The sequence below is a fragment of the Hymenobacter aquaticus genome, assembly GCF_004765605.1.
GTDB classification, from domain to species: Bacteria; Bacteroidota; Bacteroidia; order Cytophagales; family Hymenobacteraceae; genus Hymenobacter; species Hymenobacter aquaticus.
In genome coordinates this window covers 2,910,539-2,936,832 of the sequence record NZ_SRLC01000001.1, presented here as the reverse complement: position 1 = coordinate 2,936,832, position 26,294 = coordinate 2,910,539, and the positions used below count along the sequence as shown (strand labels likewise).

At 62.1% G+C, this 26,294-nt stretch carries 15 protein-coding genes and 1 other RNA gene; 9 read left to right on the top strand and 7 right to left on the bottom strand.

Annotated features, from left to right (window positions below):
* Positions 1-55: 55 nt before the first annotated feature.
* On the bottom strand, positions 56-853 hold the full coding sequence (locus E5K00_RS12045; RefSeq protein WP_245328269.1) for a M12 family metallopeptidase: 798 nt from the start codon (positions 851-853) through the stop codon (positions 56-58).
* Positions 854-1,452: 599 nt separating this feature from the next.
* On the opposite strand from E5K00_RS12045, the gene E5K00_RS12040 reads away from it, so the two are divergent.
* A complete protein-coding gene (locus E5K00_RS12040) occupies positions 1,453-2,160 on the top strand; it encodes a hypothetical protein (protein WP_135463460.1) in 708 nt (235 codons plus the stop codon).
* Between the two features lie 247 nt (positions 2,161-2,407).
* Here E5K00_RS12040 and E5K00_RS12035 read toward each other — a convergent pair whose 3' ends face one another.
* The 4 genes from E5K00_RS12035 to dnaX form a co-directional block, all read right to left on the bottom strand.
* On the bottom strand, positions 2,408-3,574 hold the full coding sequence (locus E5K00_RS12035; protein ID WP_135463459.1) for a hypothetical protein: 1,167 nt from the start codon (positions 3,572-3,574) through the stop codon (positions 2,408-2,410).
* 108 nt (positions 3,575-3,682) lie between these two features.
* On the bottom strand, positions 3,683-4,948 hold the full coding sequence (gene icd / locus E5K00_RS12030; protein ID WP_135463458.1) for an NADP-dependent isocitrate dehydrogenase: 1,266 nt from the start codon (positions 4,946-4,948) through the stop codon (positions 3,683-3,685).
* A gap of 216 nt (positions 4,949-5,164) precedes the next feature.
* Positions 5,165-8,212 carry a M16 family metallopeptidase gene (locus E5K00_RS12025; RefSeq protein ID WP_245328268.1) on the bottom strand — a complete coding sequence of 1,016 codons (3,048 nt, stop codon included), beginning with the start codon at positions 8,210-8,212 and terminating at the stop codon, positions 5,165-5,167.
* Positions 8,213-8,587: 375 nt separating this feature from the next.
* Entirely contained in the window at positions 8,588-10,723 is a 2,136-nt protein-coding gene (gene dnaX / locus E5K00_RS12020; protein WP_135463457.1) for a DNA polymerase III subunit gamma/tau, read from the bottom strand.
* 354 nt (positions 10,724-11,077) lie between these two features.
* On the opposite strand from dnaX, the gene E5K00_RS12015 reads away from it, so the two are divergent.
* The 3 genes from E5K00_RS12015 (at position 11,078) to bglX (ending at position 17,110) form a co-directional block, all read left to right on the top strand.
* Positions 11,078-13,189: a prolyl oligopeptidase family serine peptidase gene (locus E5K00_RS12015; protein ID WP_135463456.1), complete on the top strand. Its 2,112-nt coding sequence runs from the start codon at positions 11,078-11,080 to the stop codon at positions 13,187-13,189.
* A 166-nt stretch (positions 13,190-13,355) separates the two neighbouring features.
* Positions 13,356-13,726, top strand: a transfer-messenger RNA (tmRNA) gene (ssrA, locus tag E5K00_RS12010).
* 1,032 nt (positions 13,727-14,758) lie between these two features.
* Entirely contained in the window at positions 14,759-17,110 is a 2,352-nt protein-coding gene (bglX, locus tag E5K00_RS12005) for a beta-glucosidase BglX (RefSeq protein ID WP_135463455.1), read from the top strand.
* Positions 17,111-17,252: 142 nt separating this feature from the next.
* Here bglX and E5K00_RS12000 read toward each other — a convergent pair whose 3' ends face one another.
* Positions 17,253-18,107 carry an SdiA-regulated domain-containing protein gene (locus tag E5K00_RS12000; protein WP_135463454.1) on the bottom strand — a complete coding sequence of 285 codons (855 nt, stop codon included), beginning with the start codon at positions 18,105-18,107 and terminating at the stop codon, positions 17,253-17,255.
* Between the two features lie 284 nt (positions 18,108-18,391).
* On the opposite strand from E5K00_RS12000, the gene E5K00_RS11995 reads away from it, so the two are divergent.
* From E5K00_RS11995 to E5K00_RS11985, 3 genes are all read left to right on the top strand, one after another.
* A complete protein-coding gene (locus E5K00_RS11995) occupies positions 18,392-19,219 on the top strand; it encodes a phosphatase PAP2 family protein (protein ID WP_135463453.1) in 828 nt (275 codons plus the stop codon).
* A gap of 105 nt (positions 19,220-19,324) precedes the next feature.
* Positions 19,325-20,002 carry a response regulator transcription factor gene (locus tag E5K00_RS11990; protein WP_135463452.1) on the top strand — a complete coding sequence of 226 codons (678 nt, stop codon included), beginning with the start codon at positions 19,325-19,327 and terminating at the stop codon, positions 20,000-20,002.
* Positions 19,999-21,249: a sensor histidine kinase gene (locus tag E5K00_RS11985; RefSeq protein WP_135463451.1), complete on the top strand. Its 1,251-nt coding sequence runs from the start codon at positions 19,999-20,001 to the stop codon at positions 21,247-21,249. The genes E5K00_RS11990 and E5K00_RS11985 overlap by 4 nt, the downstream gene beginning before the upstream one ends.
* A gap of 130 nt (positions 21,250-21,379) precedes the next feature.
* On the opposite strand, the gene E5K00_RS11980 is transcribed toward E5K00_RS11985, so the two are convergent.
* Positions 21,380-22,519, bottom strand: a complete 1,140-nt coding sequence (locus tag E5K00_RS11980) for a LacI family DNA-binding transcriptional regulator (RefSeq protein WP_245328267.1) — start codon at positions 22,517-22,519, stop codon at positions 21,380-21,382.
* 365 nt (positions 22,520-22,884) lie between these two features.
* Here E5K00_RS11980 and uxuA point away from each other — a divergent pair, with 365 nt between their 5' ends.
* Both uxuA and E5K00_RS11970 read left to right on the top strand, forming a co-directional pair.
* Entirely contained in the window at positions 22,885-24,135 is a 1,251-nt protein-coding gene (gene uxuA, locus E5K00_RS11975; RefSeq protein ID WP_135463449.1) for a mannonate dehydratase, read from the top strand.
* Positions 24,136-24,170: 35 nt separating this feature from the next.
* Positions 24,171-26,291: an alpha-glucuronidase family glycosyl hydrolase gene (locus tag E5K00_RS11970; protein ID WP_135463448.1), complete on the top strand. Its 2,121-nt coding sequence runs from the start codon at positions 24,171-24,173 to the stop codon at positions 26,289-26,291.
* Positions 26,292-26,294 lie beyond the last annotated feature (3 nt).

The following is a 26,294-nucleotide window of genomic DNA, read 5'->3' as shown; positions in this document are numbered from 1 at the left end:
CGTTGCGGGGTGCCCTGTGGAGAAGTGCCAACGTCTGGCGTGGTAGTGGTGAGGCTTAGTACATAATGTCGATACCGGCCCGGTCGCCGGCCGAGAGACCCGAGCGCTGAATGTCGAAGGTGGAGCCGTCTTTCTTGGTGATGGTGGGCTGGCCGTTCGAGGAGAAGCTGAACGAGCCGTACATCATGATGGAGCCGAAATCGAGGGCGCCGAAGTCGGTGCCGCTGTAGCCTGAGACGCCGTACTTAGTGAAGTTGTTTTCGTAGCCGGCCTGGATGTTCTGGGTCAGGATGTTCACGTAGGTGTCCCGGTCGTTGCGGGTTTGCTCGTGGAACAGGCCCAGGGCGTGGCCGATTTCGTGGATGGTATTGCCCGTGGAGCAGCCCGAGGCCAGGTTGATGTACTGGCGGCCGCCAATCATGCCGATGTTGGAGGAGCAGCCCGAGCCCACGCGGAAGGTCACGTAGTTGGCCTGGGTGGTGCGCTTCACGAAGCGCACGGCGGTGTAGGTCTGCCAGTGGGTAATGGCGTCGGTCACGCGGTTCTGGCTGGGCAGGGCCGCGTCGATGGTGTAGTAGACCACGGCGCTGGGCCACTTACCGGTGTTGCGGCCGGCGCTTTCGGTCTGCGGACCGGTGGGGTTCAGCTGGCTGGCGGCCAGGATGATGTCGCCTTCCAGGATGTTCTCCCCGTTGATTTGCTGATAGACAATGGATTCGCTGCCAAATTTGCCGGTCTGGACCGTGCCCCGCTCGCCGGGGTACGCTTCTTCGGCCTTGGCCTCCTGCTTGGCGGCCGAGCTGGTGGGCACGGCAGTTTCCTGCTCTTTCGAGCAGCTGCTGAAGGCAGTCATTCCTACGGTTGCGCAAAGCGCCAGAACGGATAGACGAGTGGTTTTCATGCGGTTTGGTTGGAGGTTGGTTGGTGAGGGATTTGCCAAATAAGCGGAGGAATTGGCAGGATAACTACTATATAATTGTGACTTTAGTGGTTTTTGGTGTATTTCATTAGAATTGTTTCAGTAATGCTTCCCTTTGTTCTATTGCGGGCTGAATAAGGTGCGAACCGGGCCACCCGGCCCTGGTACGCGGCGGCCCGGGCTCTTTCGAATGGCCTGGGAAGGCCGTCGAATACCTATACAGGCTTATCGGACACTCTGGAAGGGCATCGGACGCCCCTGAAAGCGTATCGGACAGTCCCGAAGACGCATCGGACGGTCCTGAAAGCACATCGGACAGTCCCGAAGGCGTATCGGACACCCCTGAAGACGCATCGGACAGCCCTGAAGGCACATCGGACAGTCCTGAAGACGCATCGGACGGCCCCGAGGCGGCATCGGGCACTGCGAAAGGGTATCGGACAAGGGAAAAGAAACTCAGCCGCCGGTGGCGGGCGAAGCCGGAATACTACTAGCTTACCGGTATGTTACACCCTTTATTCAGCTAGTAGTGTATGAGTAAGCTTACCCCCGATTTCAGTTTCCGCCAGGAAGAGCTTGTGCCCCTGGCCCGCCTGCTGCAAGCGCACGTCGCGCGCGACCTGGCCGACTTCAAGGCCCTGCTGCCCGACGAGTACGGCGTGAATTTCCTGCCCGACTACGCCGCCCGCCTCGCCGCGGCCGATAAGCTGACGAGCACCGACGCGGCCCGCGCCCAGGGCACCCAGATTACCAAGCGCATCAAGAGCACCTCGGCCCAGCTGCCGGGCCTGCTCGACCACTTGGAGGCGCGGGTGCGCCGGGCCGCGCCGCTCACGGTGCCGGCCACCTCGTTTGGCATCAAGGAGGTGCGCGCGGCCCGCAACTCCGGCGACATGGAGCGCCTGGAGGACCGGCTTAAAACCCTGCTGCAGAACCTGGACGCCAACCAAGCGGCCCTGGCCGCCAAGGGCCACCCGGCAGCGGATACCGCCGCCCTGCGCACCCTGCACACCGATCTGGCCCAGGACACGACCTTACAGGACCTGCACCAAACCAGCAACCAGGGCCTCACCGCCGACAACCTGACCACCCTGAACCACCTCTACGCGCTGATGACCGAGGTGCTGGCCGACGGCAAAAGCCTCTACGCCCGGACCGATAAGGTGAAGGCCCGGACGAATTACACGCTGAACCAGCTGCTCAAGCGCGTGCGCACGGAGCGGGGGGATGATAAGGAGTAGGAGCGAAGTGGTAGAATGAAAAAGGGCACCCCGAGAGGGGTGCCCTTTTTGGTGAATAATGCGGTGTTGTTGGCGCGCGTTTCTAACGCGTGCCTCCCGGTTTCGCGTCTGCGACGCGGCCGTTGGACGATTGTCGGCCAAGCGGCGCGGGTGGTTCGCGTCAGAGACGCGGTGCCGGTGGGCACGCGTTAGAAACGCGCGCCAGCGGGGACGCACGTTAGAAACATGTGCCAGCTTGGATTGATGGTTAATAGACGCCATCAAGGGCTCTGCGCTTCACCCACAACTTATTCTTTTGGGTGTAAGCAAAGACCAGAGAGCCATTCTGTGTAGAATGAACAGCTGCAAATTCACCAGTTGAATCATAACCACTTGTGCCTTCAATGTTTCCATTGCCGTCTAGGCGCATATAGAGCGGATGATGGATGGCCGTTGTATATACCACTTCGATTTCGGCACCAACCAGCAAGACATCCCCATTCGACGCCAATTCTAAGTGGTTGGCGTAGCCTTTGATGGTAGAGGTAAAGGGATTTGTAAAAACCTTCTGTCCGTTGGCATCCATTTTCATGACCTGTAAACCACGAGCATCCTGCCATAATTCGCTTCCGCTGGCTACCAGATACCCACCATCCGTAGTTTGTACTACACTGTTTTCTGCCCCAAAATTAGTGTCCGTGTAAATCTGGCTCCAGAGCACGGTGCCAGCCGGGGTGACTTTGGTTAAAAACAAGTTTTTTGGGGAAGGGCTGACATTAGTAACACCTGCAATAATGAAGTTGCCATCGGTTGTAGGTCGGATATCTTGAGGCGTATCTCCGGCTTGAGTGGTAGAGGAAATTAATTGCCCGTCTGCGGTAAGTTTAGTTATTGAAAAGGTGTGCAGTTGCGGTCCTGGCGTGAGTATGAGTACACTACCATCCTTGGTAGCTGCCAACGGATTTTGACTTGGGAAGATTAAGCTGTTATTAATTGGTAATCTGAATTGCCAGACTACAGCCCCGTTACTGGTATTGAGTTTCTGAACCACAAATGGCTGCTTGTCTTGGTATGAAATGCCTGTAATAACCACATTACCATCAGTAGTAGCTACGGCCGATTTTCCCAATGCAAACAGCGGGCTTGCGCTACTACCCAGAGTGTAGCGCTTAGTCCAAATAGTATCTCCCTTGGCGGTAAGTTTTACACCCAACACTTGATCTGAGGTGCCTGTCGTTTCGCTTCCTAGTACAAACAAACTACCATCAGTTAATTCGGTAACGTCGGATGCAGAGGAATTATGGTCACCCCGGGGGCTGACAGGATCAAAGGTGATGGGAGCAGTTGGATTAACTTGTTCGGATTCTTTTGTACAGGCTACTGTCAAAAGCAGGATGAGAGCTACGATATACCGTTGCATAAAAACAGAATTCATTGGAGTATAAGAGTACAAGTTGGAAGAGTAACGAAAACATTTAATAATAAACCCCGCGCCAGCCTTACAGCCAACGCGGGGTTTACTTATTTGGCTACTGCCAAGCTACTACATCCGGGCGATAATCTCGTCGCCGAACTCCGAGCATTTCAGCAGGGTGGCGCCTTCCATGAGGCGTTCGAAGTCGTAGGTGACGCGCTTGGAGGCAATGGCGGCTTCCAGACCTTTGTAGATCAGGTCGGCGGCTTCCTGCCAGCCCAGGTGCTCCAGCATCATGGCGCCGGAGAGAATCACCGAGCCGGGGTTTACCTTATCGAGGCCGGCGTACTTGGGCGCGGTGCCGTGGGTGGCTTCGAAGATGGCGTGGCCGGTTACGTAGTTGATGTTGGCCCCGGGCGCGATGCCGATACCGCCCACAATGGCGGCCAGGGCGTCGGAGATGTAGTCGCCGTTCAGGTTCAGGGTGGCAATTACCGAGTAGTCGGCGGGGCGGAGCAGGATCTGCTGCAGGAAGGCATCGGCGATGCTGTCCTTGATGAGCAGCTTGCCGCTGTCGAGGGCCGCTTTCTGCTGGGCATCCGCTACTTCCTGGCCCTGCTTGGCCACGATCTTGTCGTACTGGGCCCAAGTGAATACTTTGTCGCCGAACTCGCGCTCGGCCAGCTCGTAGCCCCAGGTTTTGAAGGCCCCCTCGGTGAACTTCATGATGTTGCCTTTGTGCACGATGGTCACCGAGGGCTTTTTGTGCAGCAGGGCGTACTCGATGGCGGCGCGCACGAGGCGCTCGGTGCCTTCCTTCGAGACGGGCTTGATGCCGAACGAGGAGGTTTCGGGGAAGCGGATTTTCTTCACGCCCATCTCGTCCTGCAGGAATTCCAGCATTTTCTGGGCCTGGGGCGTGCCGTTCATGTACTCGATGCCGGCGTAGATGTCTTCGGTGTTTTCGCGGAAGATGACCATGTCGGTCAGCTCGGGGCGCTTCACGGGGGAAGGCACGCCCTCAAACCAGCGCACGGGGCGCAGGCAGGCGTAGAGGTCCAGCTCCTGGCGCAGGGCCACGTTCAGGCTCCGGATGCCGCCGCCCACCGGCGTGGTCAGGGGGCCTTTGATGCCCACCAGGTATTCGCGGAAGGCGTCGAGGGTTTCGTTGGGCAGCCAGTTGCCGGTTTGCTTGAACGACTTCTCGCCCGCCAGCACCTCTTTCCACATCAGCTTGCGCGAGCCGCCGTACGCTTTTGCCACCGCCGCGTCGAATACGCGCACGGAGGCGGCCCAAATGTCGGGACCGGTACCATCGCCCTCAATGAAAGGAATTACGGGTTGGTCGGGCACATTCAGCTTGCCGCCTTTGATGGTGATTTTGTTGTCTGCCATTGTTAAAAGTTGTCAGTTGCGAATTGACAGTTATGTAGGGTGTTTGAGTTGAGTAAAAGAGGTGCTCCGGCGCGACCTCACCCCCTAGCCCCCTCTCCTCGGGGAGAGGGGGAACCAGGATAGTTTGCTAGCTTTTTTTTAAGGTCTAGTTACTTTAGAGCTAGTTCCTCCTCTCCCGGAGGAGAGGGGGCTAGGGGGTGAGGTTTCGTTGAGCGGTTAATAGCCGAAAATCTCTTTCAGCGTGAGTTGCTGGACCTGGCCGTACTTGGCCAGTTCCTTGAAATTGAGGCGGTCTTTGGAGCCGATAACCAGGATGGTCTGGCTCTGGCCCTTGACTTTGGCTTGCTGGAACTTCTTCAGATCGTCGAAGCTCATGTTCTGGGTTTGCTCGTACACGTCGCGGCGCAGGTCGTAGTCGAGGCCCAGGCGCTTGGCGCGCTCGTAGCTGAAGAGGATGTCGGACTTGGTGATGCGCTCGGTGGCGATGCTGTTGCGGATGCTTTGCTTGGCGATTTGCAGGTTGGCTTCGGCCACGGGCAGGTCGTTGAGCAGGGTTTCCATGCCGGCCATGGCCTCGCCGAGCTTGTCGCTCTGGGTGCCGATGTAGCTCAGGTTGTAGTTGGAGCGGCCCAGCTTGTCGGCGCTGGCGTAGCGCGAGGAGGCGGAGTAGGCCAGGGCCTTGGATTCGCGCAGCTCCTGAAACACGATGCTGCCCATGCCGCCGCCGAAGTACTCGTTGTAGAGGCTCACGGTGGGCACCAGGGTTTTGTCGTACACGTCGCCGCGGGTCAAAAACAGGATTTCGGCCTGCACCATGTTGTAATCGACCCAGTACACCTTGCGGTCCTTGAGGGGCTGCTCGGCAAAGTCCTTGTTGGCCGGTACGGGCGTGAGCGTGGCGGGCGTGCGGTGAACTTGATTCAGAACGTTTACAATCCCTACGCCATTATCCTGCTTGAATGAGTCGCTCTGCTTCGTATAGGAGGTCCTAGTAAAACCTTCTATTTCAGTTGTCTCCATACGGCGCGGCCCGTAGTACAGCACCCGGTGCTGGTAGCTGGTCAGCTTTTTGGTCAGGGCGGTGAGGTCGGCGGGCTTCAGGGCGCGCAGCTCTTTCTCGCTCAGCTGGCTGGTGAAGGGGTTTTTCGGGCCGTACTTGGCGTAGTTCAGCATGGCCTGGGTCAGGATAACCTGCTTGTTCAGCTTGGCATCCTTGCGGGCCTTGAGCACGCCGTCGACCATGTCCTTGAGGGCCTGGGCGTCGGGCTTGGGCGAGGCCAGCAGGCTTTCGAAGAGCTGCAACGCCGGCTCGAAGTTGCTGTCAAGGCCGCTGAGGCTGACGTAGACCCGGTCCTGCCCGCTGCTCACGCCAAAGGAGCAGCCCAGCTTGTAAAACTCCTGCTGGAGCTGGGCGGCCGAGAGCTTGTCGGTGCCCAGGTACTGTAGGTAGTCGGCCGCTAAGCCCAGCTTGGGGTCGTTGTTGGTGCCCAGGTCCAGGATGTAGTATAGGTTGAACAGCTCGTTTTCGGTGTTGCGGGTGTAGTACACCGGCACGCCCGAGGCGAGCTTAAGCTCCTGAATATCCTTCTTGTAGTCGACGAATACCGGCTGCAGCTCGGGGCTGGGCTTGCTCACCACTTCCTGGTAGAAGCCGGAGGCCACTTCGCGGTTCACGGGCACCGGCGTTATGGCGGGCTTCACCACTTTGGGCGTGCTCGTGTCCTTGCCGGTCTTCTTGTAAATGAGGGCGTAGTTGTTGCCGTAGTACTGGTTGGCCACGCGCAGCACTTCCTCTTTCGTGATTTTGCCGAAGTCCTCGTACTGCTGGAGCACGTCTTTCCAGCTCTGGCGCGACACAAACGCGGCCACGAAGGCCCCGGCCCGGGCCTCGTTGCTTTCGTAGCTCTTGGTGCGTTGCAGCTTCTCGTTGTTGATAATGGCCGGAATCAGCCAGTCGGGGAAGTCGCCCTTTTTCACGAGCTCCAGCTGGCCGAGCAGCAGGTCGCGCACCTGGGGCAGGGTCTGGCCCTGGCGCGGGGTGGCGTAGAGCACGTGGGAGGAGTAATCGTTGTTGATGTCGGTGAACGAGGCGGCCTGCAACACGCGCTGCTGCTGGTTTAGGTTCAAATCAATCAGGCCGGCCTGCCCGTTGGTCAGGATCTTGTCGATCATGCGCAGCACCAGCGCGTCGTGAGTAGCCGCGCCGGGAAAGCGGAAGCCGAGCATCACGTTTTCGGCGTCGGGGCCCACTACTTCCTTCACCACGGGGGCCGCAATGGGGTCTTCCTGGGCGGGCGTAAACGTGGGTACCGGCTTGCTTTGGAGCTTGCCGAAGTACTGGTCGATGAGGCGGATGGTCTGGTCGTAGTCCAGGTCGCCCGAGAGGCACAGGGCCACGTTGTTGGGCACGTAGTACTGGCCGAAATACTTCTTGATTTCGGTAATCGAGGGGTTTTGCAGGTGCTGAATGGTCCCGATGGTGGTCTGGGTGCCGTACTCGTGCTTGCGGTACAGGCTGGCGTTCAGCGCCTCGTACTCCTTCGAAAAGTCGTTGTCGAGGCCCCGGTTTTTCTCCTCGTACACGGCTTCCAGCTCGGTGTGAAACAGGCGGGGCACCATCTCGCCCAGCCGCTCACTCTGAATGGCGGCCCACTTTTCCAACTGGTTGGAGGGAATATCCTCCTGATACACCGTCTGCTCGACCGAGGTGTAGGCGTTGGAGCCCTTGGAGCCGATGGCGCCCATCACCTTGTCGTACTCGTTGGCCACGGCATACTTGGCCGCTACGCTCGACACCGAGTCGATCTGGTGGTAGAGCTTCTTGCGCTCCGCCGGGTCGGTTTTCGAGCGGTAGACCTCGTAGAGGGCCTCAATCTTGTCGAGCTCGGGCTTTTCGGCGGCCCAGTTCTGGGTGCCCAGGCGGGACGTGCCCTTGAACACCATGTGCTCGAGGTAGTGGGCCAGGCCGGTGGCGGTGTGCGGGTCGTTCTTGGAGCCGGCGCGCACGGCCAGGTAGGTCTGAATGCGCGGGGCGTCGTCGTAGTCCGAGAGGTAGACGGTCAGGCCGTTGTCGAGGGTGTAGATGCGGGCCTTGAGCGGGTCGCCGGCTACGGTTTCGTACTTGTACTCTTTCTGCTGCGCCGGGGCCGCTGGGGTCGGAGCGGTAGTCGCCGCCGCGGTGGCAGCGGGCTTGCTCGTCTGGCACTGGGTGGTGAGCCCAAGCGCCGCAATGGCCGGAAACAGAAGCAGAAAGGGTTTTTTCACGAAATTCCCAGGGCAGAAAGCGGAGCGTAAGGTCAAGATTTCAAAGATAGGCGGCCGGTATTGCAATTAAAAACCCAATGCGCTATTGGATTGATTATGAGCGGATTTTAAGTTGGGCGCAAAGTCCGGAATAATTAGTATGTAAGCCCGCCTGGTTTGGGGTAGTTGGCAGTAGGTCCGGGGCTGGCCGCATGCGGGGCGGGGCAGACGTGGCTGCGCCGAAGCCGGAGGAAAGGAAGGAAATGACCTAAAACGCTAGTAGCGCGAACTATACAGCACGCGCTACTAAACCATCATCCGGATTTGGAGATAAAGTCTGATTACCATTGCAAGCGAGATGTCTCGCGTTGCTCGACATGACGCACAATTAGCCTATTAGTCGGTATCCAGGCCCAGGCGTTGCTTCATGGCGAGCAGCACCGGGAATTTCTCGGAGAGGTACTCGAATTTGTCGGCTGAGGTGTAGAGCATGCGACCGGTGGGGGCTTTTTCGGCCAGCACCACCTGCACGTTGAGGTGGCGGTAGCCAGTGCGGCGGCGCAGCTCGGTGAGCAGCTCCGCGCGGAAGTCGTTGAACTGGTCGAGCTGCACGGGGTTGTCCACGGTGAGGTGCACCACGTGCTGCTCATCGACCAGAATCGGGCGGTTGAGCAGCACGTACTCCGTCATGCGCTCCGCCCTTCTCGACTCCTTGATTTCGTTCCAGACCTGGAGCAGCTTTTCCTCGTCGATGGCCGGCAGGCCCGTGACGGGGCCCGCAACCTCTTCCTCCACCACGGCCGGACCGGCCTGGCTGGCCGACACCTGCTGGGCCACCTGGGCCTTGAGGTCCTTGAGGCTGGGAATGAGCTTGGCCGCCGGGTTCAGGGGCTTGAGCACTGGCGCAATGCGGCGCGGCCCCTCGGGCTCGTGGCCCTCAAAGCTGGGCGCCCCGATTTCCACGTGCGGGCTGGTGTCGCGAAACTGGCGCGTGGGCTCCACCGCGTCCACGTCGTCTTCGATGCTGGGCGTGTCGTGCAGCTCCTCAATGCCGCTTTCGATGGGCACAATCGGCTCCGGGTCGGCCGGGGCCGACACGACGGGCGGGGCTACCGGAGCTGCCACCGGCGGCGGGGAAGTCGTTTGGGTAATGACGGCCCGTGGGGTGCCATTTACGGCGGGCGCGGGCGTGCCGTTAACGGCCGCTGCAGCGCCGTTTACTGGAGCGGCCGGGGCTGCCGCGCCGTTGGAGCCTGGCGCAACGGGCGCTACACTAGTTTTTTTTTTAGCCTCGCCCTGAGAAGGCGAAGCGCTCAGGTCGCGGGCAAACTGCACCGCCCCGTTGAGGTAGGCCAGCTTCATGAGCATCAGCTCCACGTGGAGGCGCTGGTTTTTGGCCTGCTTGAATTCCCGGTCGCACTGACTCACCAGGTTCAGGGCCGAGAGCAGGAAGGCCAGCGGGGCGGCCTGGGCCTGCTGCACGTAGCGCGTCCGAATACCGTCCGACACTTCCAGCAGCTGCACCGTCACCTGATCTTTGCACACGAGCAGGCCGCGCAAGTGCTCGGCGGCGCCTACCACGAAGTTGTGCAGGTCGAAGCCGTTCTGCATCACCTCGTCGAGTAGCAGCAAGGTCTGCGACAGGTCTTCGCGCAGCAGGGCGTCGATGAGGCGGAAATAGTACTCGTAATCGAGGATGTGGAGGTTCTGGACCACATCCTTATAGGTCAGATTGTGGCCCGAGAAGGTCACCATCTGGTCGAACATGCTCAGGGCGTCGCGCAGGCCGCCGTCGGCTTTCTGGGCCAGCAGGTGCAGGGCGTCGTCTTCGGCCTGAATTTTCTCCTGGGTCGCCACATGCCGCAAGTGCCCGCGAATGTCGTCGACCCGAATCCGGTTGAAGTCGAAAATCTGGCAGCGCGACAGAATCGTCGGGATAATCTTGTGCCGCTCGGTGGTGGCCAGAATGAAAATGGCGTAGCTCGGCGGCTCTTCCAGGGTCTTGAGAAAGGCGTTGAAGGCCGCGTTGGACAGCATGTGCACCTCGTCGATGATGTAGACCTTGAAGCGGCCCTGCTGGGGGGCGTAGCGCACCTGCTCCACCAGGCTGCGGATGTCTTCCACCGAGTTGTTGGACGCGGCATCCAGCTCGTGCACGTTGAAGGAGGCGTTTTCCTGGAAAGCCCGGCACGAAGGGCACTGCCCGCAGGCTTCGAGCTCAAACGGCGTGTTGTCCGGATCGGCGGCCTTGTGCAGGACGGCGGGCACGATGTCGGGCTGGGTGCGCAGCAGCTCCGACACGGGCCGGCCCTGGCGCACGTGCTGCTCCACGAACTCGCAGTTGATGGTTTTGGCCAGAATCCGAGCGCAGGTGGTTTTGCCTACGCCCCGGGGGCCGCAAAACAGGAAGGCCTGGGCCAGGTGCTTGCTGGTAATGGCATTCTGCAGCGTGGTAGTGACATGCTGCTGACCCACCACGCTCCGAAACGTGGCAGGACGGTATTTACGGGCCGAAACGACGAAATTTTCCATACTCCTTCCCGCAAAGATACCCCGAAAAGACGGGCTTTGGAAGGGTTGCCGGGAGCATTTCAGTCGGGCCGGGTATCCCGGCGAACTGGGCCGAAGTCAGCCTGGGCGGGGCCGCCGCTTATTCCAACAGCAGGGTAATAGATGAAAGGGAGAGTGGAATTATGTATGATTATAAAAATAATAAATATAATTAATTTATTATATTCAACTCGTCATTGCGCCGCTGCCTAGCCGTTTCTCAGCACCCGGCGGCTTGCCTCGGCAGTACCCCTGCCTCGAATTACGGACGCTCACTGCCGCCTGCGTCGTCGGGCGCGTTTGCCAGTGCCTTCACTCATCATTTTCGCGGAAGCTATGAAACACGCGTACGTACTGCTGGCGGCGTTTGGCCTGCTGGTATCGTCGGTTAGGGCGCAGCAGCGGCAGTTGGTAGCGCCCCTGGGCCCGGTCACCGACACGTATTTCGGGGTGAAAGTCACGGACCCGTACCGCAACCTGGAAAACCCGGCTGACCCGGCCGGGCAGGCCTGGCAAAAGGCCCAGGCCGCCTACGCCCGGCATATTCTGGATGCCATTCCGGGCCGGCAGCAGCTTCTGGAGCAGATGCAAAGCTTCGAGAATCGCAAAGCCACGGCCGTTACCAGCCTGGTCGTCACCGATAACAACCGCTACTTCTACCTCAAAACCCGGCCCCTGGATCAGCAGCCCAAGCTGTACTGCCGCAACGGCTACGGGGGCGCCGAAACCCTGCTCTTCGACCCGGCCAGCCTGGCTCTGGGCCCGGAATGGCATATTGCGAAGTTTCAGCCGGCCTACGATGGTAGCAAAGTGGTGGTCGGGCTGCGCGAAAATGGCGTAGCGGCCGGCGTGCTACGGGTGCTGGACGTGCAAGCCAAACGTCTGTATCCCGAAAAGCTGGCCGCCGCCAATGGCGAGGCCAGCTGGCTGCCCGACAACAGCGGCTTCGTGTACAGCGGCTGGAGCAGCTCCTCCGCAACCCCGCAGGTGCTGCTGCACCGCGTGGGCACGGCCGGCAGCCAGGAGCAGCCGGTCTTTTCGGCCCCGCCCAGCCCGAAACCCGGCCGCGCAGCGGCCATCTGCGTCGGGGCCCGCCTCGACCGTGACACCCGGCTTGCCTATGGAGTGGTTGGTGGGACGGGGCGCTATTTACATGTGGATTACGCGCCAATAGTGGCGCTGGCAACCCCGGCGGCCGACTGGAAACCGCTGTTCCGGCCCGAGCAGGAAGTTACCGGCTTCGTAACCGACGAGCAGTACATCTACTTTACCACTTGCCGGAACGCGCCCCACCAGATGATCATGCGCATGCCCGCCGCCGCCCCCGATGTGGCCCGGGCCGAAGTGCTGGTATCCGAAAGCCCGACCGAGGCTGTGCTGGCTGCCCAGCTTAAAGTTACGCGCGACGGGCTCTACTTCGTGCGCTGCCGCAATGGAGTGGACGCCCGGCTGTACTTTGTGGCCAAAGCCGGCCCGGCGGTAGAGCCCATTGAGCTGCCGGAACCAGCCGGGAGTCTGACGCTGGCAACCAAAAACGCGCAGTGCAGCGACCTGTGGGTGCAGTGCGGGGGCTGGCTGCGGGCCGGGCAGCGCTACCGCTACTCGGCCGCCGGGCACCGGTTTATGCCGGAGCCGCTTTCCACCCACGTGCAATATCCGGAGTTTGCCAACCTGACCGTGGAAGAGCTGCTCGTGCCGTTGCCCGAGGGCGGCAACGTGCCGTTGTCCCTGCTGTATGGCAACAGCCTGGCCCGCAACGGTACGGCACCGGTACTGCTCAGCTCGGCCGAGGCCGGGGTGTTTTTCTCCCCGCCTATGCTGCTCTGGCCCCTACAGGGCGGCGTGCTGGCTATGGTGCACGGGCGGGGTGGGGAAGAGCCGCAAGCCATGCAGCCCACCGCCTGGAAAGACCTGATTGCCTGCGCCGAGTACCTGGCCAAGCAGCGCTACACCAGCCCGGGCCGCCTGGCCATCAGTGGACGCGGGGCGGGTGGGCTGCTCGTGGGCCGGGCCCTGGCCGAGCGGCCCGAGCTGTTCGGCGCCGCCGTAGCGGAGGCGGCCTGCCTCAACCCGGCGCGGCAGGCCACGGCCGCTAACGAAACCGACGCCCGCGCCGGGTTTGGCACGGCGCAAAATCAGGCTGGTTTCCGGGCCCTGCTCGATTTGGACGCCTACCACCACCTGCGGCCGAACACCCGCTACCCCGCCGTGCTGCTGACCGCCAGCCTGAACGACCCGCGCGGCATGGCCTGGCAGCCGGCCAAGTTTGCCGCCCGCCTGCAGGCCAGCACCGTTTCCGGCAAGCCCGTGCTGTTTGGTCCCGACGCCGGCGCCCCCTCCGACGCGCCCCGGCAGAAGCAGCGCGAAGCCCTGGCCGATCTGCTGGCTTTCGGCCTGTGGCAGACCGGCGTGCCGGCCTTTCAGCCCCAGAGCGCCGCCATGAAATAACCCTCGCGCCGCTGACGGTCGAGCTGGAAAGCCCGGTTTTTAGGTAAGGAAAGCTGCCGTTTTTAGGCCCCGCGCCGGAACATTTTTGCCGGTTGCCAACGTTTTCTTCCTGATGTGCGTACATTCGCACCCCGCTACTTGTGGCGGGAATCGTTCTTTACCATTTGGGGCTGACCGGAATTGACAGCTTGAGCAGGTCGCGAGTAAGCGTGCCAGGAGTTGAATGGATCTTCTGAGACCAATTCGTTCGAACAATAACTGGCGAGTATAGCTACGCCATGGCTGCTTAGTCTAGGTACTAGGTAATGTCATCGTCCCGCACCCGTTTTCTTTTACACGGGTGAGTTCGGGGCGTCGTAAGTAGAAGATAGCCAGAAAGGAGGTGTGACTTTCTGGCGAAAACCAACTGCATCTAAGCAGACTCTACGGGCCTGATGCGCGCCCGGAGTCTGACGAAAATCTAAGCGTAGATACGCACGTAGAAAGCTCGACGGTTTCCTTGTCTGGACCAGGGTTCGACTCCCTGCAGCTCCACTGAAAAGCCCTTCCCGGCCACGGGAAGGGCTTTTTTTGTTTTTGCTGCTAGAAAAGCCTGCATTCCGCTGGATTCGCCCAGGCGGCAGCAGGCGCCGGAAGTTGAATAACTCAGCAAGGTGGAGCCGTGGTAAGGACCAGGACTTGTCCGCCGGTAACCCGGACCAGCAGAGCATAACTGGAAGCCGAGGCCAGGCAAGCAGGATAGTAGCCAGACATTCTGCGGGGTTATACACTTACGTAACACGCGAAAAAGCCTCTCGCTGAGCTTGCATAGTAGTTTTTGAATACATGAACGGCTGTTACATATAGTGAAAGAGCCACTACTTAGCGTGGGTGATGACCGGTCTGAACCAGGCGTGGCGCAGAGCAGGTACGGCGCATGGGAGTGGCCCGAAACCACCACGCATTCTGCCCTCGGGCGGCCGGGAAACCAGCCGCCCAGCACCCGGGAGCAGGCCCTTGCCACGGGCAGAGTACGTATAGGGAGAAGATGATAGGGGAGCCGGGTTCCGGCCCGGAAATTCCGGGGTGTTCGACTTGATGCAGTGGGGGTAGCTGGTTTTTTAGGGGGCACTTTGGCAGGAAGTTATTGACAGACAGCGGACAGATGCCCGGCGTTGAGGTTAAGCCGAAAACGAGCTTGCCCGGGTCAGGATAATCTGCTTTCTTAAGAGTAGAAAACGGCCTGTGGCGCGCGGCTGTCCGCTCTGCCGCCCCCGTTGCTGTTGCCGCCGACGCCTACCGGCGGGGGCAACGGGCACCGCTGCCAGCCGCCATAACAGCTGGCCGCATCCGGCGGCGGCCCCAGCTACTGCCGCCGCTTACGCCGCACGTCTGGCCCCCTGCCTGGCCGCGTATTACTCCCTTCGTCTTGCCGCTTACCTCTTCCTGAAAACTGGCCGTCACGCTTGCTGACCCGAGCCAGCCCGTTGCCGTTGCCTGCTCGCTGCTGCGCCGGGCCGACGGTTAGATAACAACGGGAATTTCTGGGCTTGGCGGCGGCTAGTATCACCCTTCTTACCTTACCCGCTTATGAAAAGCACCTTCCGCGCGGCCGGCCTGCTGGCCCTGGGCCTGCTGCTGAGCCCGGCGCTGCCCGCTCAAAAAAACACCCGCCCGACTCCCCCCGCTACTTCCACCCCGGTCGATGAGGCCAAAATGCAGCGCTTTATCGACGACCTGATGCGCCAGATGACGCTGGAGGAGAAAATCGGGCAGCTGAACCTGATAACCGTGGGCTTCGACGTGACCGGGCCCGTGGTCAGTAAAGACGTGGACGCCAACATCCGCAAGGGCCTGGTGGGCGGCGTATTCAATACCTACACGCCGGTGGCCGCGCGCAAGCTCCAAGATATGGCCCTGAAAGAGTCGCGCCTGCACATTCCGCTCATCTTCGGCTACGACGTGATTCACGGGCACCGCACCATTTTCCCGATTCCCCTGGGCCTCTCGGCCACCTGGGACATGGCGGCCGTGGAGCGCAGCGCCCGGGTGGCGGCCGAGGAGTCGGCGGCGGACGGGCTGCACTGGGTGTTTTCGCCGATGGTGGATATTGCCCGCGACCCGCGCTGGGGCCGCGTGATGGAAGGCGGCGGCGAAGACCCTTACCTGGGCAGCCAGATTGCCCGCGCCATGGTGCGTGGCTACCAGGGACCCAATAACGATTTGACCAAGAACAACACCGTTATGGCCTGCCTCAAGCACTTTGCCCTCTACGGAGCCGCCGAGGCCGGGCGCGACTACAACACCACCGACATGAGCCTGCCGCGCATGTACAACGAGTACTTGCCGCCGTACAAGGCCGCCATTGAGGCCGGCGTGGGCTCGGTCATGAGCTCGTTTAACGACATCAACGGCACGCCGGCCACCGGCAACAAGTGGCTACTGACCGACTTGCTGCGCGGGCAGTGGGGCTTCAAAGGCTTCGTGGCCACCGACTACACGGCCATCAACGAAATGGTGGCGCACGGCGTGGGCAACGACGCGCAGGTGTCGGCTATGGCCCTGAACGCCGGGGCCGACCAGGACATGGTGGGGGAGATATTCCTGAAAAACCTGGCTCAGAACCTGAAGGACGGCACCGTGAAGCAGGAAACCATTGATTTGGCCTGCCGGCGGGTGCTGGAAGGCAAATACAAGCTGGGCCTGTTTCAGGACCCGTACCGGGGCGTGAGTGACAAGCGCGCCAAAGCCACGCTGATGAAGCCGGAGTTTCTGGACGACGCCCGCGCTATTGCCCGCAAAAGCTTCGTGCTGCTCAAAAACGAAAACCAGACGCTGCCCCTGAAAAAGACTGGCACCATTGCCCTGGTAGGGCCCCTGGCCAGCCGGCAGCGCGACCTGATCGGGAGCTGGAGCGGGGCCGGCGACTGGAAACAGGCCGTATCCGTGGAGCAGGGCATGCGCAACGTGGCGGGCAGCGGGGTCAAGATCCTGACGGCTCCGGGCGTCAACATCACCGATGACGCCCTGCTCACGGAGCGCCTCAATGCCTACGGCGGCGACATCGTGCCCGACAAGCGCCCGGCCGAGGAAATGATTCAGGAAGCGGTGCGCGCCGCCCAGCAGGCCGATGTGGTGGTGGCCGTAGTGGGCGAGTCGCAGGGCATGACGGGCGAGGCCGCCAGCCGCGCCGACCTGAATCTGCCGGGCCAGCAGCTGGAATTGCTGAAAGCCCTGAAGAAAACCGGCAAGCCCCTGGTGGTCGTGCTGATGAACGGCCGGCCCCTGACGCTGAACTGGGAAAACCAGCACGCCGATGCCATCCTGGAAACCTGGTTTGCCGGCACCCAGGGCGGCAACGCCATTGCCGACGTGCTGTTCGGGGCCTACAACCCCTCGGGCAAGCTCACGGCCACCTTCCCGCAGTCGGTGGGCCAGGTGCCGCTGTACTACAACCACAAAACCACCGGCCGCCCCTTCGACCCCCAGGACCGGCTGGCCAAGTACAAGTCGCGCTACCTCGACGTCAGCAACGAGCCGCTCTTCCCGTTCGGGTTCGGCCTGAGCTACACCACGTTTTCGTATTCCAAACCCACGCTCAGCACCCCGACGCTGAGCGCCAGCGGCACGCTGGACGTGAGCGTAACGGTCAAAAACACCGGCAACTACGACGGGGAGGAAGTGGCCCAGCTGTATCTGCGCGACGTGGTGGGCTCGGTGACGCGGCCCGTGCGCGAGCTGAAAAGCTTCCAGAAGGTGCTGCTCAAAAAAGGGGAAAGCCGCATGCTCACCTTCCGCCTGACGCCCGAAGACCTTAAGTTCTACAACCAGAACCTGCAGTGGGTAGCCGAGCCCGGCGATTTCCAGGTGTTTGTCGGGTCCAATTCCCGCGACACCCAGGAGGCCAGCTTCCGCTTCGTGGAAGGATCGGCCACCAACTAAGGCCGGTATCCCCAGTCTTGGCCAACAAAAAAGGCGTGCTCCGCGAGGCAGCACGCCTTTTTGTTGCCGGGCCGCCCCGGTCTTCTGCTCAAACAGGTTGTTTGCCAGCCGCTGGAAAATACCGGGTCGGCTTGTTAGTCGCTTATTTGGCCGCCAGGGGCGAAGCGCGGAAAAACTGAATCAGGCCGGCTTTGCCGTTGTCGCCCATTTCGCTGGAAATATACAGGTCGCCGTTGGCGGCAAACGCCAGGCCTTCGGGCTGGGGGAAACGCTTGCGCGGCAGCTTCTGCACGGCCAGCAGGCTGCCCTGCGCGTCCAGCTCGACCAGGGCGTTGCCGCTGGCCGCCAGCACGAACACGTGGCGGCTGAGCGGGTGAATGGCCACCGCCGAGGGTGCAAACCGGCTGATGGTGCTGCCCGAACCCTGGCGGCGGTCCAGGGCCAGGATTTCGGCCACGTCGAGTACGTACGCCGGCTTGCTGCCCGCCTGGTACGTCTTGGCGTCGAGGCGGTAGATGGCGCGTTTCTGGTCGGGCTGGCCCACGCCGGCCGCGCCCTTGCAGGCCACCAGCAGCGTGCCGGTGCGGGCGTCGTAAGCCAGGCCCTCGGGGTTGTTGGCGGCCGTCAGGCCGGTGGGGTAGGCGGTGGTAGTGCCTTGGTCGGTGTATTTGAACAGCATGCCGTCGGAGCGCAGCACCAACCAGGCGTCCTTCAGGCGGGCCAGGTCTTCGTAGTCGCCTTTCTTGCCAAACTTGAGCTGCTGCTCGACCTGCTTGGTGGCGGCATTGTAGATATAGATGCTGCCCGTCTGGTCTTCAATGCAGCCCAGGCGCTGGCCCGACAGCAGGGCAATGCCCGAAATTTCCCGCAGCTGCTCGGGCAAGGTATACGTGGCGCTGGGCTGCTGAAAATCGTAGGTGGCGGGCGTGTCGGCCGGCATGGCCGCCATACCAGCTGCCAGCGTGCCGGCTAATAAACAGAAAATGAAGGTTTTCATAGTAAAGAGCGAAGAGGCGAAAAGCAGTGTTCTTTCAACGCAGCCCGGCGGCCGGGGTTGGCGGGGCGGCCGGTGGCGGGGCGGCTCAACGCGGTACGCGGCCGGGCCGTAAGCAAGGGCCCGGCACACGAGGCCCCGGCTTTTGTCGTTGGTACACTACTCCCGGCCCGCTCCGTGTCGTCCAGCCTCAGAATTTCTACAGAGTGCCTGCGTATGCCACCGGAAGGGCCATTTTTAGGCCCGCTGGTTGGTTTTTTACTGTATAGTACCCTTGCCTTTTTCGTATGCTCACTTCCCTTTCCCGCTTTCTTACCGTCCTGGTTTTCTGGACGGCCACCTTCTCGCCGGCCCTGGCTCAAGTAACGCCCGCCGATACCACGCACAAGTTTGAAAACCCGGGCGGCGTGCCGGCCCCCGTGCGGCAGCCCTGGTACAAAAGCAAGCTGGTGAAGGCCACGGCCATTCCGGCCCTGCTGATTACCTACGGCGCCCTGCACGTCAACAATGGCGGCTTCTACACCAACGAGCAGGCCAACCGCGACATTCACAAGCTGTTCCCGACCTACCGCACCAACCTTGATAACCTCCTGATCTTCGCGCCCTACGCCGAGCTGGGCCTGGTAGCCCTGGCCGGCGTGGAGTCGCGCGACGACCGGCTGAACACGGTGCTGGTGCTGCTGAAAAGCGAGGCCATCATGCTGGTCAGCACGTTTGCGGTGAAAAACCTGGTGGGCGAAACCCGGCCCGACGGCTCCGATAATCTGTCGTTTCCCTCGGGCCACACGGCCCAGGCGTTTCTGGCGGCCAGCATCGTGCACACCGAGTTTCGCGACAAAAGCCAGTGGTACGGCGTGGGGGCCTACGCCATTGCGACCAGCGTGGCGGCCCTGCGCATGATCAACACCAAGCACTGGCAGAGCGACGTGGTGGCCGGCGCCGGCTTCGGCATTCTGTCGGCCCACTTGGGCTACCTCACCCACCGCAACCGGTGGGGCCGCAAGCCCAACCTGCCCAAAGGCATGGGGTTCTCGCCCAGCTGGCAAACCGGCTACACGCCCACCGGTGGCCTGGCCGGCGCGCCAGGGCTGCGCTTCACCTGGCAGCTGCAATAGCGGGCCGGCGTAGGCTTTAGGAAAAACTCAGATTACCTTCAGAATCTGCCCCGAAGTTGCACCCTGCGCCGTACCCTTTCCGGCGGCCTCGCCTTAAGAGAAAACATGAAGATTCTGGTGGTGGAAGATGAGCCCGCGCTGCGCAGCTCCCTGATTGAGTACCTGCGGCACGACGGCTACGTCTGCGAAACGGCCGACGGCTACCGGCAGGCGCACGAGAAAATCAAGCTCTACGACTACGACTGCGTGCTGCTGGACCTAACCCTGCCCGACGGCAACGGGCTGGACTTGGTGCGCACCCTCAAGGCCGACGGCTCCCGGGCCGGGGTGCTGATTATTTCGGCCCGCGACTCGCTCGACGACAAGGTGCTGGGCCTGGAGCTGGGCGCCGACGACTACCTGGCCAAGCCCTTCCATTTGGCCGAGCTCAACGCCCGCCTCAAGGCCATTATCCGGCGGCGGCAGTTTCAGGGGCAGCGCCACCTGCTGTTCCGCGACCTGAGCGTGTTTCCCGACCAGGCCCTGGTGCTGGTGCACGACGAGCCGCTGACGCTGACCCGCATGGAGTACGACCTGCTGCTGTTTCTGCTGGCCAACCCCAACCGCGTGCTGACCAAGGAAAGCATGGCCGAGCACCTCTGGGGCGACGATGCCGACACGGCCGACTCGTTCGACTTCATTTATACCCACCTGAAAAACCTGCGCAAAAAGCTCCAGGAAAAAGGCGCCGACAACTACATCCGCACCATCTACGGCATGGGCTACAAACTCAGCCTCGGGTGAAGCTGCTGGCTACCACCAACCGCTACTACCTGCTGCTGGCCACCCTGGTGTTTGCCGTGGGCAGCGTGGTGCTCTACCTGGGCATCAGCCTGGCCCTGCGCGTTGAGGTAGATGAGCAGCTGGTCAATCAGCAGCTGGAAATTGAGCGGCAAACCCGGCGCCTGGGTCACCTGCCGCCCGGCCTGCCCGATGCCGTGGCCCTGAGCCCCCGGCCCCGCCGCCCGGGTCTGCGCGACACGGTGCTGTTCGACCCCACCGAAAAAGTGCCGGTGCCGTACCGGGAGCTGAGCTTCCGCAGCCCCGGCCCGGGCGCGCCCCAGTGGGTGACGCTACGCAAGTCGCTGCTCGAAACCGAGGACATGGTGGGCCTGGTGCTGACGGTGATGCTCACGGTGCTGGGCCTGCTGCTGCTGAGCCTGGGGCTGCTGAACCGCTGGCTGGCTCGCCGCATCTGGAGCCCGTTTCAGCAGACCCTGGCCGCGCTGCGCCGCTACGATTTACCGCACCAGCAAGCCCTGGCGTTGCCCGTCCACACGCCCATCGACGAGTTTTCGGAGCTGAACCAGGCCCTGCTGCAGATGAGCCAGCGCCTGGTGGCCGACTATCAGTCGTTGAAGGACTTCACCGAAAACGCCGCCCACGAAACCCGCACGCCGTTGGCCATTATGCAGGCCAAGCTCGAGCAGCTGTTGCAGGCCGAGGAGCTGCAACCCGCCACCGCCGCGCTGGTCGGCGACTTGTACGGGGCCACGCTGCGCTTGGCGCGCCTGCATCAGGCGCTTACGCTGCTCAGCAAGATTGAAAACCGCCAGTTTCCGCAGGCCGTGGCGCTGGAGCTGGACAAGGTGGTGGAAAACCGGCTGCTGCTGCTCCAGGATTTCATCGAGGACAAGCAGTTGGCGGTGCGGGGCGAGGTGCGGGGCCGGCCGGCCCTGCAGATGCACCCGGCCCTGGCCGATTCCCTGGTGGGCAACCTGCTGCAGAACGCCATTAAGCACAACCACCGCGGCGGCCACCTGCACTGGACGCTCACGCCCGACTTCCTCGAAATCAGCAATACCGGGCCCGCCGTGGCCGGCGAGCCGGCCCGCTTTTTCGAGCGGTTCCGCAAGCTCAACGTGTCGTCCGACTCGCCGGGGCTGGGGTTGTCCATCGTGCAGCAGATTTGCCACTACTACGGCTACTCGGTGCGCTACACGTTTTCCGGGCCCGACGCGGTACACACGCTGCGGGTAGCGTTTTCCTAGCCGGGCCTACGTCACAGCTGCTGGTTGGCCGATGTAGAGACGCGTATTCGCGTCTCCTCGTTGAACGACGCTTGTTCGGCTAAACAACGTTAGCAACGATTGAGACGCGTATTCGCGTCTCTACACTCCTTTAAATACTCAACCGGAACAGCGGCCCTTTGCCTTTCAACGACGACTGCCGGATGACCAAATCACCGGACAGCACGTAGGTGCGGGGCTTGAAGTTTTCCTTGAGCCGCACCTGGTCGAGGAAGAGGCGGGCGGCCTGCTGGCCGATGCGGTAGGGGTGGAGGTCCACCGTGGTCAGGGCCGGCTCAATCATGGAAGCCAGGAACTCGTCGCCGTAGCCCACCACGGCAATGTCCTCCGGAATGCGGATGCCGCGCTGCTTCAGCGCCTGAATCACGTCGAGGGCGTTGGTGTAGTTCACGGCAAAAATGGCGTCGGGCGGCTCGGGCAGGGCCAGCCACTGGTCCAGGGCCGCCACCGCCGACTCGGAGCGGAAGTTGGTATGAATCCGCAGCTCGTCCTTGGGCTTGAGGCCGTAGTGGTGCAGGGCGTTTATGTAGCCCCCGATGCGCTGCTTGCTGATCAGCAAGGACTCGGGGCCGGCCAGCACGGCAATGCGCTGGCAGCCCTCCAGAATAAGGTGCTCGGTCACGGCAAAGGCCCCGCCCCAGTCGTCGAGCATCACCTGGGCGCTGTTGACCTCGTTGCACACCCTGTCGAAATGCACCACCGGGATGCCGCGGCAGGCATCGGCGCGCACGTGGTCGAAGTTCTCGGTTTCGCGGGAGTGGCAGATCAGCAGCCCGTCGACGCGGCTGGCAATCAGGGCCTGCACGTTGCTCACCTCCGTCTGGTACGACTCCTTCGACTGGCAGATCATCACCCGGTAGCCCGATTCGGCCGCCACCTGCTGAATGCCGCTGACGGCGGTGGCGAAAAACGGCCGCTCAATGTCCGGAATCAGCACCCCGATGGTGTAGGTTTCGCTGCTTTTCAGGCTCTGGGCCAGCAGGTTGGGCTGGTAGTCGAGCTGGCGGGCCACTTCCAGAATGGCCTGCCGGGTGTTGGGGCTGATGTCGCTGTGCCCGTTCAGGGCCCGCGAGACGGTGGAGGACGCCACACCCAGGGCCTTGGCCACGTCGCTGATGGTGGTCTGGTGGCGGCGGCGCTCGGGTACCAGCGCCGTTTTTTCCTCGGTGAAGTGGTAGTCGCAGGCCTTGCAGAAGAACCGCTGCCGGCCGCGGATGAAACCGGCTTTCATGACATCATCAGCCAGCTTGCATTTAACGCACTTTATCATGGTAAATGGTATTTTTTAACAATAAGCCGGGTGGGTAGATAGCAGAGCGGGTGGCTTACCGTTTCATTATTCGAAGATAATGTACGAAATATTTTTTGTGCTATGCGGAAGTAAAGTTACCTATCACAAACGTTTCCGGAAACGTTTCCGGTATTTTTATTTCGAAATCAGTGAGTTATGGCGGTTTTTAACTTGGTTTTGATAGGTCGACCCACCTTATCTTTAAGGACCGGTTCGGCACCGATACCTGTTTCCGGTCTGTACTGCTCAGAGGCCGCTTTTGCCCGGTAGTATTCGGGAAATTGTATTTTTTACTCCGCTCTGCTATGCTTCACACCATGCGCTGGTTCGGCCCCCACGACCCGGTTTCGCTCTTCGACATTCGTCAGGCTGGTTGCGCCGGCGTGGTCACGGCCCTGCACCAGCTGCCGGTAGGCGCGGTGTGGCCCGTCGAGGAAATCCGGCGCCGCCAGCAGCTCATCGAAGCCGACAACGCTACCCACTCGCCCCTGCACTGGGCCGTGGTGGAAAGCCTGCCCGTTCACGAAGACATTAAGAAAGGCCGCCCTTCGCGCGCGGCGTACATAGCCAACTACCAGCAGAGCCTGCGCAACCTGGCCGCCTGCGGCATCCGCACCGTGTGCTATAACTTCATGCCCGTGCTCGACTGGTCGCGCACCAGCCTGCGCTACCAGCTGCCCGACGGCTCGCTGGCGCTGCGCTTCGTGTGGCAGGATTTCGCCTTATTCGACCTCTGCATTCTGCGGCGGCCCGGCGCCGAGGCCGACTACGAGCCTGAGGTTGCCACGGCCGCCCGCGCGCAGTTTGAAAAAATGAGCTCCGCCCAGATTGCCGAGCTGACCAACACGGTGCTGCTGGGGCTGCCCGGCTCGGAAGAAGCCTTTGAGTTGGCCGGCTTTCAGGCTTTGCTCGACGAATACGCCAGCATCGACAGCCTGGCCCTGCGCCAGAACCTCTACCACTTTATCCGGGAGGTAGGGCCGGTGGCCGAGGAAGTGGGCATCAACCTCTGCATTCACCCCGACGACCCGCCGTATCCGCTGCTGGGCCTGCCCCGGGTGGTGAGCACCGAGGCCGACCTGGCCCAGCTGCTGGCCGCCTACGACGCCCCCGCCAACGGCCTGACGTTCTGCACCGGCTCGTTGGGCGTGCGGCCCGACAACGACCTGGCCGGCGTGGTGCGCCGCTTTGGCTCCCGCATTCATTTCGTGCATCTGCGGGCCACCAAGCGCGAAGAAAACCCGCGCAACTTCCACGAGGCCGACCACCTGACTGGCGACGTGGACATGTACGCTGTCGTGCGCGAGCTGGTGCTGGAAGAGCAGCGCCGGGCCCGCACCGGGGAAGGCAATGCCCCGCTGCCCATGCGCCCCGACCACGGCCACCAGATGCTCGACGACCTCAAGAAGAAAACCTACCCCGGCTACTCGGCCATTGGCCGCCTCCGGGGCCTGGCCGAGCTGCGCGGCCTGGAGTACGGCATCCGCCACGCCCTGGCGACGGAGGCCCACCTGGCCGCCCGGCTTACCGCCGATACTACCCTGGCTACCCGCTAGAATTTCCGTTTCCGCTCCCGCTTTCCTGCCCACCCATGTTTCTGCGCCGCCTTCTGCTTCTGCTCTGCCTCCTCGTCGCCGCTCACCGCAGCGTGGCCGACGATGGCTACCGGCTGTGGCTGAAGTACGACCTGATTTCGGACCCGGGGCTGCGCAAAGACTACCAGAAGGCCGCTGGCTTCATTGTCGGCGCGGGCAATTCCCCGATTCTGAAAACGGCCGCCGAGGAGCTGCAACAGGGCTTACAAGGCCTGCTGGGCCAAACAGTCCCGATTCACTCCGCGGCGAAAAAGGGCAAAGGCGGAATTATTTTAGTTGTGGAGGCTACCGCAAACGTTTCCGGCGGGGCCCTGGGCAAGGACGGCTACCGCATTGCCGAGCAGGGCGGCAACCTCGTCGTGACCGGCAGCACCGAGTCGGGCGTGCTCTACGGAGCCTTTGCCCTGCTGCGTCAGCTCCAGACGCGGCAGCCGCTGCGCGGTATCAGCCTGAGCAGCAGCCCCCGCATTCAGTACCGCCTGCTCAACCACTGGGACAACCCCAACGGCACCGTGGAGCGGGGCTACGCGGGCTCCAGCATCTGGAAGTGGTATGAGCTGCCCGAAAGAATTGACCCGCGCTACCAGGATTACGCCCGCGCCAACGCCAGCATCGGCATCAACGGCGTGGTGATTAACAACGTGAATGCCAGTGCCCGCTACCTCACGCCCGAATACCTGGAGAAAGTAGTCGCCCTGGCCTCGGTCATGCGGCCCTACGGCATCCGGGTGTACCTGTCGGTGCTCTGGGCCGCGCCCAAAGTCATCGGCGGCCTGGCTTCGTCCGACCCGCTCGACCCCAAGGTGAAGCAGTGGTGGACCGCCAAAACCGACGAGATTTACAAGGCTATTCCCGACTTCGGCGGCTTTCTGGTGAAGGCCAACTCGGAAGGGGAGCCCGGCCCCCAGGACTACGGCCGCGACCATGCCGACGGGGCCAACATGCTGGCCGACGCCCTCGGCGCGCACGACGGGCTGGTGATGTGGCGCGCCTTCGTGTACAAAGCCAATTCCAATGGCGACCGGTTCAAGGAAGCCTACCAGGAGTTTAAGCCCCTCGACGGCCGCTTCAAGCCCAAGACCCTGGTGCAGGTGAAAAACGGGCCGATTGACTTTCAGGCCCGGGAGCCGTTTCACCCGCTGTTTGGCGCCATGCCCCGCACCCCGCTGGTGCTGGAAGTGCAGCTCACGCAGGAGTATCTGGGCTTCGCTACGCACTGGGTGTACCTGGCCCCGATGTTCAAGGAAACCCTCGACGCGGATACTTACGCCAACGGCCCGGGCTCGACGGTGGCCAAAGTAGTGGACGGCTCCGTGGATCAGCACGCCATCAGCGGCATTGCCGGCGTGGCCAACATCGGCGCGGACCGCAACTGGACCGGCCACCCGATGGGGCAGGCCAACTGGTACGCCTTCGGCCGTCTGGCCTGGGACTACACGCTTTCCTCCCAGACCATTGCCGAGGAGTGGGCCCGCCAAACGCTGACTGCCGACGCCCCGGCCGTGCGCACCATTGCCGATGTGATGGTCAGGTCGCACGGCATTTACACGCGCTACACCATGCCGCTGGGCTTGCACCACATCATGGGGCAAACCATTCACTACGGTCCCGAGCCCTGGCTGGCCAGCAGCGCCCGGCCCGACTGGACGGCCGTGTACTACCACAAAGCCGACGCCGTGGGCCTGGGCTTCGACCGCACCGAAAAGGGCAGCAACGCCCTGGCCCTCTACAAGCCCGAGGTGCAGCGCCGCTGGAACGACCCCAGCACCTGCCCGCCCAACTACCTGCTCTGGTTTCACCACGTGCCCTGGACCCAGCCGCTCAGTACCGGGCGCACCCTCTGGAACGAGCTCTGCACCCGCTACTACACCGGCGCCGACTCCGTGACCTGGATGCAGCAGCAGTGGGCCACGGTAAAGCCCCAGGTCGATGCGGAGCTGCACGCCGACGTGGCGGCCCGCCTGCAAACCCAGCGCAAGGAAGCCCTGTGGTGGCGCGACGCCTGCGTGCTCTACTTCCAGTCGTTTGCCAAGCAGCCGATACCCGCCCCGTTCAGCCCGCCCGAGCGCACCCTGGATGAAATAAAACGCCTGGTGACGATTTACCAGCTGCGCTAACGC

Excerpts from the sequence above, each read along its gene's own strand:
- E5K00_RS12045 (WP_245328269.1), bottom strand. The coding sequence starts at position 853 with ATGACTGCCTTCAGCAGCTGCTCGAAAGAGCAGGAAACTGCCGTGCCC.
- E5K00_RS12040 (WP_135463460.1), top strand. The coding sequence starts at position 1,453 with ATGAGTAAGCTTACCCCCGATTTCAGTTTCCGCCAGGAAGAGCTTGTG.
- E5K00_RS12035 (WP_135463459.1), bottom strand. The coding sequence starts at position 3,574 with ATGAATTCTGTTTTTATGCAACGGTATATCGTAGCTCTCATCCTGCTT.
- icd (WP_135463458.1), bottom strand. The coding sequence starts at position 4,948 with ATGGCAGACAACAAAATCACCATCAAAGGCGGCAAGCTGAATGTGCCC.
- dnaX (WP_135463457.1), bottom strand. The coding sequence starts at position 10,723 with ATGGAAAATTTCGTCGTTTCGGCCCGTAAATACCGTCCTGCCACGTTT.
- E5K00_RS12015 (WP_135463456.1), top strand. The coding sequence starts at position 11,078 with ATGAAACACGCGTACGTACTGCTGGCGGCGTTTGGCCTGCTGGTATCG.
- bglX (WP_135463455.1), top strand. The coding sequence starts at position 14,759 with ATGAAAAGCACCTTCCGCGCGGCCGGCCTGCTGGCCCTGGGCCTGCTG.
- E5K00_RS12000 (WP_135463454.1), bottom strand. The coding sequence starts at position 18,107 with ATGAAAACCTTCATTTTCTGTTTATTAGCCGGCACGCTGGCAGCTGGT.
- E5K00_RS11995 (WP_135463453.1), top strand. The coding sequence starts at position 18,392 with ATGCTCACTTCCCTTTCCCGCTTTCTTACCGTCCTGGTTTTCTGGACG.
- E5K00_RS11990 (WP_135463452.1), top strand. The coding sequence starts at position 19,325 with ATGAAGATTCTGGTGGTGGAAGATGAGCCCGCGCTGCGCAGCTCCCTG.
- E5K00_RS11980 (WP_245328267.1), bottom strand. The coding sequence starts at position 22,519 with ATGAAAGCCGGTTTCATCCGCGGCCGGCAGCGGTTCTTCTGCAAGGCC.
- uxuA (WP_135463449.1), top strand. The coding sequence starts at position 22,885 with ATGCTTCACACCATGCGCTGGTTCGGCCCCCACGACCCGGTTTCGCTC.
- E5K00_RS11970 (WP_135463448.1), top strand. The coding sequence starts at position 24,171 with ATGTTTCTGCGCCGCCTTCTGCTTCTGCTCTGCCTCCTCGTCGCCGCT.